Annotated in this window: 6 protein-coding genes and 5 pseudogenes; 2 read left to right on the top strand and 9 right to left on the bottom strand. The window is 65.4% G+C overall.

From position 1 onward, the window contains the following. Positions 1-975: 975 nt before the first annotated feature. Positions 976-1,365 (top strand): WhiB family transcriptional regulator, encoded by a 390-nt coding sequence (locus tag ABZ070_RS30405; RefSeq protein ID WP_356638551.1) that lies wholly within the window; start codon positions 976-978, stop codon positions 1,363-1,365. Positions 1,366-3,046: 1,681 nt separating this feature from the next. On the opposite strand, the pseudogene ABZ070_RS30410 reads toward ABZ070_RS30405, so the two are convergent. The 6 genes and pseudogenes from ABZ070_RS30410 to ABZ070_RS30435 all read right to left on the bottom strand — a co-directional run. Further along, positions 3,047-3,176: pseudogene (locus ABZ070_RS30410) on the bottom strand (IS5/IS1182 family transposase); the annotation flags it as partial. 347 nt (positions 3,177-3,523) lie between these two features. Next, positions 3,524-4,369, bottom strand: coding sequence for a hypothetical protein (locus tag ABZ070_RS30415; RefSeq protein WP_356638552.1), 846 nt, complete (start codon positions 4,367-4,369; stop codon positions 3,524-3,526). Positions 4,370-4,639: 270 nt separating this feature from the next. Then, positions 4,640-4,825, bottom strand: a pseudogene (locus tag ABZ070_RS30420) (SulP family inorganic anion transporter); the annotation flags it as partial. A gap of 171 nt (positions 4,826-4,996) precedes the next feature. After that, positions 4,997-5,932 carry a CAP domain-containing protein gene (locus ABZ070_RS30425; RefSeq protein ID WP_356638553.1) on the bottom strand — a complete coding sequence of 312 codons (936 nt, stop codon included), beginning with the start codon at positions 5,930-5,932 and terminating at the stop codon, positions 4,997-4,999. Positions 5,933-6,233: 301 nt separating this feature from the next. Further along, the gene (locus ABZ070_RS30430) at positions 6,234-6,725 is read right to left on the bottom strand and encodes a transposase family protein (protein WP_356638554.1); all 492 of its coding nucleotides are present in this window, start codon (positions 6,723-6,725) and stop codon (positions 6,234-6,236) included. 238 nt (positions 6,726-6,963) lie between these two features. Beyond that, positions 6,964-7,248, bottom strand: a pseudogene (locus tag ABZ070_RS30435) (transposase family protein); the annotation flags it as partial. Positions 7,249-7,360: 112 nt separating this feature from the next. Here ABZ070_RS30435 and ABZ070_RS30440 point away from each other — a divergent pair. Next, a pseudogene (locus ABZ070_RS30440) lies at positions 7,361-7,671 on the top strand (IS1380 family transposase); the annotation flags it as partial. A 293-nt stretch (positions 7,672-7,964) separates the two neighbouring features. Here the strand turns inward: ABZ070_RS30440 and ABZ070_RS30445 are convergent. The 3 genes and pseudogenes from ABZ070_RS30445 to ABZ070_RS30455 all read right to left on the bottom strand — a co-directional run bounded on the left by ABZ070_RS30445 (position 7,965) and on the right by ABZ070_RS30455 (position 11,605). Further along, complete coding sequence (locus ABZ070_RS30445) at positions 7,965-8,507, bottom strand: SigE family RNA polymerase sigma factor (protein WP_356638555.1); 543 nt, start codon at positions 8,505-8,507, stop codon at positions 7,965-7,967. A gap of 2,390 nt (positions 8,508-10,897) precedes the next feature. Next, positions 10,898-11,302: a transposase gene (locus ABZ070_RS30450; protein ID WP_356638556.1), complete on the bottom strand. Its 405-nt coding sequence runs from the start codon at positions 11,300-11,302 to the stop codon at positions 10,898-10,900. Further along, a pseudogene (locus ABZ070_RS30455) lies at positions 11,185-11,605 on the bottom strand (transposase). The gene ABZ070_RS30450 and the pseudogene ABZ070_RS30455 overlap by 118 nt, the downstream one beginning before the upstream one ends. Positions 11,606-12,189: the final 584 nt, after the last annotated feature.

Genomic DNA, 12,189 nt, shown 5'->3' on the forward strand with positions numbered 1-12,189 from the left:
GGCCGACCAGTTGCCGGGTCGACCTGGTAGCGGTTGCCATGCAGGGAAACCGTGCCGGTCTTAACGACCGTGCGGTGCTTGGACCCGCGGAACTTCAGCGCCGATGCTGCTGACCAGATGTGGGCTGGAGACATGACCGATATCGTCACGAGCGACGGCAAGCTCTACCTGGCCACGGTGATCGATCTGCTCTCTCTCCGCCTGCTCGGCTACGCGATGGGCCGCCCGGCACGATGCTGAACTCGTCGTCGCCTCACTTCACATGGCCGCAGCCACCCACGGCGGCGACACCGTCCTGGACAACAGCGAATAGAGCCGCGAAACCACGGCCCGCGAGCGTGGCGCTGCCACAGCTCGGCTGGCAGTCGGCCAGGCCGCCCCCAGCTAGCCGTCATGCCACCCTTACTCGTTCCTGTAAGTAGACGCTACTCATGCGTTTGCTTCATCTACAGCACAATGTGACATAGCGAACGCACTGCTTCTGTGCGCTCGTTCGGCGCCTCGCACGAATACAAGACGCAGCGGCTGGCGGTCTCTGTTCCATTATCAGCAAGGGAATGCTCCCGCGATGGTACACAAATCAAACCAAAACTTCGTGAATACCACGCACGACTTTCAACTGGAGAAAATCTCGGGATATGTCATTGAAGCAGCCAGAAAGACAGCCGCCGCCAAAGCGCTGGGAACAGAGGACTACACTCTACCCCTTGACATGCTCGGTCTTAGATCCTCAGAGCCGCCATCTGCCTGCCTGCACTGCGGCAAAGAGTACGCCCGTACCGGCACGGGGCGCGCATCCTGCTTCTGCACCAAGACCTGTTATCTGACAACGCTCAGAGTGGAGCGCACGACACACAACCACGCTCCTGCAGACCAGGAATCCGCAGGCTCACCGTATCCCGTCAAGGACAGGCCGTGGCGCCCACCGCGTATCCCCGACAGCCATGGTCAGCCTTCAGTATTACAGGATCGCGAATGACCGAATCATCGGACAGCAGGTGGCAGAGGGAAGCAGCATGCGCAGCTCCGGATGTCGACCCAGATGTTTTCTTCCCGTCCCACGGAAACGGCAGGCCCGGCTGGGACAGGCTGGCCAAAGGGATCTGCCGAACATGCACCGTCATCGACCCCTGCTTCCGTATGGCACTCCGTGAAGGCATCACCGATGGAATCTGGGGCGGGCTCGGAGGTTGGGAACGACATAGCAGGGGAGGCCCACGTCCCACCCGCGGCAGGCGCCCAAGAACACTAGGCAATTCCCGCCCGACCTTTTCGACAGGACCGGCAACGCAACAGCGCGCCGCGGCCGCGTCGCCGGAAGTCCAGGGCAGAGCTGTTGCATTCTCGCAAGGTGAGACGCGCTGACCTCGACACCCAGTTACCGCCGCATCGTGAAACGCAAAGACCCTGCTGTTCAATTTCCTGCGTGGGTTGCCGGTTGACGAGATGATCGCTTGTGCGGGGCGTTGTCTGTCCTGCGGCCGCGGACGTGGTGTGGCTGTCGATGCAGCGGAAGGGCTTGCCACAGATCCCGGAGCGAACCGTGGCGGTGACCCGGGCGGCGTTCCCGATGGGCAGCTTGGCGATACGGGTGAGGGACCGGCTCGCGGAGATTTTCGCGACGATCCGTTCGCCGAGGCGTTCGGGGTGTGCGGTGCTCAGGGGGCTGTCTCCGGGCTGCGTTGTCGCTGGTCACGGTGTTGCAATGCGTCGAAGACCTGACCGACCGGCAGATCGCGGGCGATGGATACGGGCGATCGACTGGAAGTACGCGCGCTCGGGGCGGACCTGGGCGATACCGCCTTCGACGCGAGTGTGCTCAGCAGGTTCCGCACCGGCTGGCCGGGCACGGGATGAGAGGTGGTCTTCGACCGGCTGCTGGAGCACCGCAAGGGCGCTGGACTGATCGGTGCCGAGGGCAGGCAACGCACCGACTCCGCGCGTGTGATCAGGGCGGATCGTACCTGAACCGGTTAGAGCTGGCCGGGGAGAGCGTGCGGGCCGCCCTGGAGGCCCTGGCGGTGGCGGCTCCCGGCTGGCTTGCGGTCCGGATCGACGTCGCAGAGTTTGCCCACCGCTAGGGCCACGCGTCAACGGCTGGACCATGCCGTCGTCGAAGACCAAAAGCGAACGGCTCGCGGTGGTGTCCGCCCAGGACGGCCTCGCGTTGTGCCGGGCCGCCAGCTGCGGAGCTCCGGTGCGGATCCGCGAGATCGAGGCCGTGCGGTTGCTGCGGCAGGTCCTCGTGCAGACGTACGACGCCCACACCGATACCCGGGGGCGGGAGGTGATCAAGAAGCGGGAGGCCGACGAGGGGGCATCCCGCCCGCCCATCTGCGCCTGGCCTCGCCCTACGACCCCGATGCCCGCTGGACCGCCAAGGGCGACGAGGTGTTCTGGATGGGCTACAGGTCCTCACCGAACCTCGTCCGCTCGACCTGGAAGCGGAGGCGGGCGGGTGCCCGGCTGACGGATTCTCTTGATCGTGAGGTACCTTGCCGGGCCGACGGCAATGGTGTCGCCGGCGCCCAGGTAGCCCTTATCCACAAGGACGGGGTGCAAAAACGAGCACAAGTGGCGATGATCCGGTTCCAACGAGCCGCGGTCAGATTGGGGTACGGCTGGGAGCTACGGGCACGTGGCGCGCGCGACCAAAGAGCCCGAATAACCCCCACCCACACCGGTGTGATGCCTGTGGTCCTGCTGTGGAGCGGGTACTTGGGCTCGTTCTGGACCTGGCCGCTGCTGATGTTCACGCCCGACTCCTGGCGCGGAATGACGTCCTTCGTTGTGGCCGGGTGGATTTGATACGGCATCGTCGCCATCGGGGTTCGGCCCGGCTCGGGCGGCGGCCCGAGTCGCTGGGTTGCAGTTGCGGGCCGCCGCACTCCCGATGGCCTCCAGCGCCTGCTGAACAGGGCGAACTCGGTGCCGGACGATGTCCGTCTCCTCCTACGTTGCTGAGCCGGCTCGGCCAGGACGGAGGGGCGCTCGTCATCGACGACACCGGCTTTGTCAAGAAAGGCATCGCCTCGGCCTGGTCCAGCACCAGTGCGACCATGGCCCGCTGGGACGGCGACAGCTTGCACCTTCGGTCACCCCCGGCTGACGATCAGCATCGTCAGCCACTCTACGAGGGCATGCGGGACATCGAGTACAGCAGAATAAGGAACCAACCAAGCCCCCGAGTTGAAAAGCTGCGGACATCAGACATCCCGCTCAACAACCCGAGGGCCTCGCCCGTTACGGACACTCCGCCATCACCCGATCAGTGGCCACACTGAACCAGCTCAGAGTCTGAGACCGGAGCAAACCATGGCCGGACTCTACCGGGCAAGCGCCGGGTACGGCATAGGCCGATGATCCTCTATCACCTCGGCGAGCTCAACCTGTCAGATCGGGAACGTGGCCGACCCACCCGCCCTTGCCGATCACATGGGGCGTCCAACTCCACCTCCTCGATCGGCATCGAAGTCACACAAATCCGCTTGCCCCAGTCCTGATCAACCACCGGCGAACGGGGCTAGGGAGCGGCCGCGCCGCTGGGCGCGGAGGGGGCCGGTACGGGGGTGGAGGGGGCCGGTACGGGGGTGGAGGGGGCTGGTACGGGGGTGGAGGCCGGCCCCGGAGCGGGGTCCTCGCCGATGGAGGACGGTGAGGGGTTGGTGGACGGTTCAGGCGCCGCCGAGTCTCCCCGGCCGCCGTCCTTACCGGAATCGGTGTCGCGGCCTTGGCCGATTCCGTCCCGGCGGCCAGTATTTCTGTCCGGCCCGCCAGCTCCGGAGCCGCTGTCCGGAGTCGCGGCCGGCCCGCCGTTTCGATTCTGCTGCGGGGTGTCGTCCGAAGAGGGCTTCGGTGGCGTGGATTTGTCATTGTCGCTCCCGCGGATGGCGGATCCGACCGTCGTGCCCGCGCCACCGCCAAGCTCCTGGCCGACGGCGAGTTCGTATCCGGTGATGCCGGTCATCGCCACGGCGAAGACACTGGCGGCGACCAGCGCAGAGCGCTTGCCGCCGCGGATACGAGTGCCATGGGTCGTCGCATCGCCGAACTCCTCCTGCACGAGATCCGGCCGCGCCGAACCGAAGTGCACCTGACGGGTCGTGGGCCGCGCCTGGACGGCCACTACGCGTATCCGTTCACCGGTTCGCCGGAACAGGTGCTGGAAGAGGGTGTCCCCACACGTCGCCACGACACTGACGACACCCGCGCCGATGATTGTTCCGTAGACGCCGAGCCGGGAAGCGAGCACTGCGGCCGCGACCGCCGCAAGCGCACTGCCCGCGACCTGCGGAGCGTTCAAATCGAGCCGTCGTTCCTTCTTCTGTTGTTCCGCCCGCCGGTCGCGGTCGCGCCGATTGTGATCCATCTCCAGCCTTCACTCACCCATCTGTCCTACCGTGTACCCGCAGTCGTCGGTGTCGCGGATCTGGCGTGCGTTCGGACTGCACCGCACTGGCCGGAAACCATCAAGCTGTCGACCGATCCGTACTTCGTGGACGAGGCCCATGAAGTGGTCAGTCTTTACCTGGGCCACACTGTGACGATGTAGACCGCCGTCACCATGACGATCACCCAACTCGCCACGGTGCCCACGCCACAGTGGGGTCTGCTTTGCTAGCGGTAGGAGCTTGAAGCCCACGTGCGCCAGTACAGCGGCGAGGGCGGCGACGGCGATGATGCCGGGCACCGCGGTCAGTAGCGCGGCGAGCAGCAGCGGCCACACGCCATGCAAGACACGCGAGATGGTCTTCACGCCAGCTTGGACGTTAGCGGCGCTGGGACCATGGCCTGCTGTCACAGGCAGGGCGCGAGCAAGCCGCACACGGCGTTGCCCACGCCCTGACCATTAGCCGCCCGCCGCCGGACCCGGCTCTGTGGACGCTTCACGTCTATCGGCGGCCCGCCGGAACAGCACCCACAACTCGTCCGGCACAAGCCACTCAACCAGATCCGTCATGCATCGTTTCAACGAACGATCACGCCATAACGGCGTTTAGCGGCGAGCCCCGAAGTTCTGGGTCCAGTAGGAGCCGCTGGCATCCATGCCGATGCCGATTTCTTTGAGGTTGGCATTGAGGATGTTCGCCCGGTGGCCCGGGCTCTTCATCCAGTCGGCCATGATGATCTCGGGGCTATCCTTGCGGTGGTGTATGTTCTCAGCCCACATGGACGAGCTGTAGCCCGCCTGCTTGATGCGGTCACCGGGCGACGAGCCATCGGGACCAGTGTGCCTGTAGATGCCGGTGCGGGCCATCTCGTCCGAGTGGCCCTGGGCGGCGCGGCTCAGCAACGGGTTGAGGGTCATGGGGCTGAGGCCGGCCTTCGCCCGCTCCTGGTTGACGAGCTGGAGTATCCGGTCCACGGCAGCGTTGGCGGTAGGTGCCGTGGTCTGCTGGTCACCCTGCTGACCGGGCTGACGCCCATTCTTCTGGTCACTCTGCTGGCCGGTCTGCTGGTCACCTTGCTGCGTGCTCTGCTGCCTCTGTACCGGCGTCCACTGTCCCTGCCACTGACCCTTGTCATCCAAGCGCCAGTCGCCCTGCCAGTCCCCCTGCCGACCATGCCATTCCCGCTGGTTTGACGAATCGGTGGTGACCCTGACCGGGTTCTGCCCGCCGTTCACCAAAGTCCACTGCCCTTGCCAGCGGCCCTTGCCATCCAGCCCGAAGTCTCCCTGCCAATCGCCCTGCTGGCCGTGCCATTCCTGCTGGCGCGAAGCTCCGGTGGAGTTTGAGCCTGACTGTGTGCTCTGCTGGGTGGTTGCCAGCGTCTGCTGCTGTGACTGCGTCTGCGATCCGGGACAGGCGGCGAAAGCGCCCGAAGCGGCAGTTAAAACGAAGCCGGCAGAAACGGGGGTCAGCGCACCCACCTTCAGCACTCGTTTCTGCAGTGGTGTCAGCTCTTTCACCTTCTTGTGACGTGCCGTCACTTCATTCCTCCTGCAAGTTGAAGACGCGTTACGCCGCCATTCTTAGAACTACTTTCGAGGGAAGCGCAAACGAGCGCCAGTACTACGTTGATTCGTAGGACTGGCGCACCACTGAATGGGCGCACAGGTTGCGCTAGCCCGGATTCGTTGAGCACGAAACTCTTGATGCGTCATCAGAAGCCTTATTTTTCATGCCGAATGGGCGAAAGTGACGAGCGGGCCGATGCCGCCAATCCCTACATGGGGCATGTCAGTACTAATACGGACACGCCTCGTATCTCGCCAACGCCTTGTCTACTATTCAGCAAGTGCCGGTGTGGCTGATGTCACTGGTATTTGAGGGAGTCAACGCTCGCCAGACCGAGTGACCCCCCAGGGGCCGTGAGGGCCCGTGGGTGGGCGCGCGGAGCGTGCTCCCCCGACTGGTGGGCTCGCATAAGCAACTTTCTCGGCGCCCGAGGTGACGGGCCAGGGCTCGCCAGTTCTTCAGATGCGCGATGCCGTGCTCGACCCGGATACGGCGCGAAGAGTGTGCCTTGCGCTGGCACTCGTACATCTCCTCGTACCAGTCCGGAGCGTTCTTCTTGAACTTGCGGTGCGGCGGTGTCACCACCCGGCCACCGGTCTGGGCGCCCAGCCCCTGGTAGCTGGCATCGGCGAGGATCTCGATCGCAGGCCCGCTGGCCAAAAGCTTGACAAGCCCTAACTGGCGGGCGTGCGTGATGTCTGCGCAGCTTGCGGGACGGGTCGGGCTGCACCACAGCACGCGGCCCTCGCCGTCCGTGACCACCATGGCCTTGACGGCATTCTGCTTGTTCTTGCCGGAGATGAACTTGTCGCGGTCCTTGCGTCTGGCGGCGGGCCCGCCGAACCCGGATCTCTGTGCCGTCGATGATTCCGATCGTCCCGGTCGAGCCGAGGTGGTCGACGACCTCGGCCAGGGTTCGCAGCCGCACGTCGGAGCTGACAGTGCACCCGCGCTCGGCGAGCAGGGGCCGCATCTCGTTGATGGCCCGGGTGATGGTGGAGCGGTCCACGCCGAACCAGCAGGCCAGCACATCGTGGGTAACCCCGTGACGAAGGTGGACCAGGGTGGTCAGCAGGCGGTCGACGAACACCAGGCGGTGTTTCGCACCGCCGCCCACGGCCCGCTTCCGCGGTCGGGAAGCAAGCCTGGCCTCGTGACGCTCATGCCACAACGGCCCGATCTCCGCGACGAGTTCAGCAATCACTCCGCCCGTCAGGCCCGTGATCCGCCGGTTGCTGATGATCGCTGCTCGAGTCGCGTTCCCCACCACCCGACCATGATCAACCATCACGGGCTCGACAACTCACCGCTTAACGTGCACGAGCTCGTTAGTGAACCCCCGTGAATAGAGACCTCCCAGCATCGGCATGGACCTCGGCCAGCGAGTCCGGCGGTGAGTCCGCGACGGGGCCTGGGTCGCCGAACTCACCCGGCGACCTCCTCGCGGGCTGGCCGACGGGCATGCGGCTGATCGTCCGCAGGGAACGGCCGCATTCCGGAGCACAATTGAGGTCACCGACGCCGACGGCATGCGGATCAACTGCTTCGCCACCAACACCCGCCAGCCCTTCCATCGCCGAACTCGAACTCCGTCACCGGCTGCGGGCCCGGGCCGCCGACCGTGCAACGGGACTGCGCAGCCTGCAGCTGCACGACACCGCGCAGAACAAGGTCTGGCTGGAGCCAGCTCGCCCTCGACCTGCTGGCCTGGACCCATCCTCGCCCCGACCGGCAAAGCCTGGCTCAGGAAACTCGTCTTCGGCTCGCCTCTTCTTCCCAGCCACCCAACTCGTCACCACCGCCCGGCGCCCATCCTCCGCCTCGCGGCCCACGGCTCGCACCCTACCCCGGCTGACCAGCAGTTCATCCGCCCATGCGAAGAGCGCCCCTATCGGAGCAGTGGAAACCGGCTCCCACCCGAGACGACACTCGGGCCGCGACCTGCCGCCATCATTCACCGAAAGCGAAACGGCGAGGTCAACTTCATCTCACGGAGAGGTGCGGTCAGGCTGCCTGTCCTCGTGCCACACAAGGGGAGGGCGTGTACTGAAGAATCCGCTCCTGGCTCTCCAGCTCCTGGCGGAGCCGGGTCAGTGCCCGGTGCAGCGTGCTCTTCACGGTGCCTATCGCTAAACCGAGGGCGGTGGCCGTCTCCTTGGTGCTCAGCTCTCCCCAATATCGCAGCACGACCACGCTGCGCTGCTTGGGCGTCAGAACCTTCAAGACCTCCATGAGTAAGACTCGGTCGGCGTGCTGCTCGGTGAAGTCCTCGGTGCCGGCGTCCGGCAGCTGTTCGAGGGGGACCTCTTCGAACTTGCGGGCCCGCCACCGCTCCGTTCGTGTGTTGATCATGACACGGCGCAGATAGGCGTCAGCGAGGGACTTGTCGGCGATGCCGTCCCAGCGGCTGTAGGTCCGCACCAGCGCCGTCTGCAGCAGGTCCTGGGCGTCCATCGGGTCGGGGACGAGTTGCCGTGCGCTGCGCAGCAGCGCCTCCTGCCGCGTGCGGACGTACTCCTCGAACTCGAGCACCTTGCCATACTTCATATCAACCTCTTTCGCCTCGGCCCAGTCGATGGCAGGACCGCTTGTCTGTGCTTTCTCCGCAGCCCGGTAACGCCGGCCCAGAGGAGTGCTCTCATCCTCCTGCCCACCAAGATCCCAAAGGTCCCCCCAGATGGCTGTTCACACGAACCCCTGAGAAGTAGCGGCCGAGTGCGGCTCATACGGTGGGATGACACCACTCCGAGCTGGAGCCCGCGCTCTCGGTGTTGCCGCTGTTGTAGTCGCTGTAATCCGTGACCGGTGTGCCGTCGGCAGTGGTCTGGTGGTCAGCCGGTGCCGCAGACTGCTGGCCGTGCTGGTCTGCTGTGGCCGAGCCACCTGTGGCTACGGTCTCGTTGTTGTAATGACTCGCCCAGTTGGTCCGCGTACTGGCTGCCAGGCCGACGCGGCAGCGGTGCCGCCGGCACCGGACGCGACCGTGGGTAGGCTGGTCCCAGCAGGAGAACTACCCAGCCCGTCCTGGCTCTGCACGTCAGTGGCTGGTGAAGTCGTACCCCAGCAGCTGCGGAGGGCTCAGCCTGCTGCTGGCTTGGCTGGCCTGCTGCGACTGCCGGATCAGGCATAACCACAGCCGACGGCGTGGCTGTGCGTTACGGGCGCTGGCGCCGTCCGCAGTCGGCGCTGCAGTAGTTCCGCCCGCGGCAGACGTGGCCGTCGGCGTGGTGGTACCGATGGAAGAAGCTCCCAGACCCGTTGGCCTTGGGCGCCCGCAGCGTTCGGGGACGCGGCCTGCGGCGAACCACCTGGCAGTCCCTGCTGCGAACAAGCCCGTGCCGGGTTGCCGCGCCGCTCCCGGACTGCTGTTTCTGTCCCACCTACGTCGGCTGCGACTCGCTCGCTCCACCGAAGCCAGCCTCCTGCGGCTTCTTCACATGCGCAGCATCGCGCTCTTGCCGCTGCCGCGAGGACCCGACCAGCGAGATACTGATGGTAGTTGGTCCATTGACGACCTCGGGATGCTGACCTATGTGCCAAAGAACCTTCCCTGTCTGCAATGGGATACGGCTCTCCAGCCAAACACATTCGGTAATAAAATGACCATTCGCTAGCACTAGAAGCCTCGCGCCCATCGCTCCTGTAATTCGCGCAGGCCTACCGCCTGTCATTTGACAACCGTTTCCTACCCTGGCCGTTGCCTCCATACCGCGACACGGACAGTGAGCGTCATGGCAGCGGCATTACGCATCCACTAGTGAGACGAAGGCACCTTACGGTGTTGGCCATGAGTGCGACGGTGAGTGGAGTTAGCATCCATCACTTTTCACTCCTTCTCTTTGGTATATCTCATTCCGCACCGCACCCAACACATGGTCACCGCCCCACGCTTGCCGGCGTTGAGTCGGGTCATGCCCCAGCGGGTTGGATTCAGCGAGCGCGGTCCTGGGCTCCCCACCAGCAACTGCGGAGCCGTGTTATGTCGCCATTCTTGGAACCGCCGCCAGGGCAGGGCAAACGAGCCAAATACTACCTTGATTCGTAGACCTGGGGACTCTTGAAATCGGCGCACAGACGTGCTGGCCCGGCTTCCGGGGGTGCGGAGTTTTTCCGATTCTCCGCCAGGAAGCCTTGCCCGTACGCCAAACGGGCAGAAAGCGACGAGCGGACCGAATGCGGCCACGCCCTCGGGAGCATGTCTGCATTAAGGCGGACAAGTTTTGCTATATCGCCAACGTGACATCTACTATTCAGCGACGTAGGGCCGAACGTCCGTGTGGCTGATGTCACGGGGCGAGGTGGCCCGTTTGGACCTTTGCCAGCGGGGTCTGTCCTACCTGCTGGTCGGGGCGCACCGGGCCCGCCCGTCGGCTGCGGGCGCTGCGAAGTGCACCTGTCCGGTTACTGCAGCCGGTTGGTTGGGGGGGCGCTGCAGTCACGGACTGGCCTGTCTCGATCTTGATGTCGTGTGTGGCCTGTTGGGCATGGATTGTTGGCAAGTAGTGCAGGTGCCGTCCAGCGCCTCAGGACGTCCTGGAGCACGTCGAAGGTTTGGTAGAGGGTGAGCCCGGTGCGGGAGCTTCGGGGTCAGACGCTGTTCGATAAGAAACATCTCGGCTGCGGTGACGAGGGTGACGTGATGTTGCCAGCGGGCCAGGAACGGCCTTCGAAGTGGTCCAGGCCCAGGCCGTGCTTGAGTTCGCGGTAGTCGTGCTCGATGCGCCAGCGGGCCTTGGCCAGGCGGACCAGGTCGGCGATCGGGGTGTCGTCCGGCAGGTTGGACAGCCAGTAGTCGGTGAGAGCCTCGGCGTCGTCGGGCCACTCGACCAGCAGCCAGCAGTCGGGAAGGACCGCGTCTCACCAGCCCTGCTCAGCCGAGGCAGCGGCCCGGTTCGGACGGTCGACGGCCTTGCTCGCGGGGCGGACACGCACGGCTGCTAAGCGGGAACGTAACTCTCCTCGCGAGCCCTGCCGCCAGGTGAGGGAGGTGAATGCCTTCTGTCCGAGGCTGGCGGCAAGGGCGGCCACCGAGGGTGCGGGGTGGCGGTAGCTGGGGCCCAGCAGCCGACGGGGCCGTTGCGGTCCAGGGGCACGGGCTTGGCGTCGAGCGGCTGGGCGCAGACGTCCGCGCGGACGGCCGAGTATTCAATTCCGCGGTCGGACAGTGCGGCCCTCAGGTGGGCGTTGGTGCCGTAGGTGGCGCCGGCTACCACGACCGGCGGCCTCATGCCCAGCCGGCCCAACGTGTCGAGCGTGTCCAGGGCCAGCCGCCACTTCTCGCGGTGCGTGACCTCGGGGTGGGACGTGGGTGAGGCTCCTGCGGATGGTGTCCGGGGAACCACTCCTTGGGCGGGAAGAGCCGCCACTGCAGCGGGCAGGAGGCTGTGTCACTGGCGGCGTGGACACTGGCTGCGACTTGGCAGTTGGCGCGTTTGCCCAGGGCTCCGCAGTACTGCGGAGCCCTGGCGACCGACATTCTTCCGTCCTTGGGCAGCGATACGTCGTCGATCAACCAGGCCGTCGGGTTGATCAGCGGCAGCATGCGTTCGCATATGCGCCACTGCATGGGAATCGGGCCCCCAGGTGGACTGGTTCACGAACTGCTGCAGGTTCTGTTCGTTGCCGTCCGGCAGCCGAGCAGCCATGGCCTGAATCGACTCGCGGCGGCCGTCGAGCTCAGTCCCCGCAGGTAGCAGTCGCCCTTCGCCCGCTGGTTCTTACGCGGCACCGACGTGAACACGGCCGTCCCGTCTCTCTCCAGACGGCAGCCACGCGTCGCCCCCGTCCAATGGCCGACCCGGACGCTCTGCTTGACCGACAACCTCGACAACTTCACCGGTCCGCATCGCATCCGGGCGCACGAAAGACGACAAGGGCATCAAATCAGTTTTGAGTACGACTTGCTCACGAGGCCGGGAAGCGGGCGGAGCAGGGTCGTCAGGGGTGGAATCCCCGTCCCGAATCCGTACCTCACCCGGTCGGAGCCGCACAAGTGCAGTGCCGTCTCCTGGAGGTGATCTCCGTGTATAGCACCCCTCACGACAGCCTCACCGGCCCGCCTTACAGTGCGGCGGAAGGCAGTCAGCGGCCGGCACATGCTTCCGGTTCCAGCGTGGCGACCAGTGAACACCAGGCGCGGGTACCCTGCCTTCGCCAACCCGCCGACAACCATGGCGATGTGACCCAGGCGCTGGAACACCAGCTTCTGCACGACACCCTGTGCGGCGAC

This window comes from Streptomyces sp. NPDC006283 (genome assembly GCF_040613325.1).
Classification (GTDB): Bacteria; Actinomycetota; Actinomycetes; order Streptomycetales; family Streptomycetaceae; genus Streptomyces.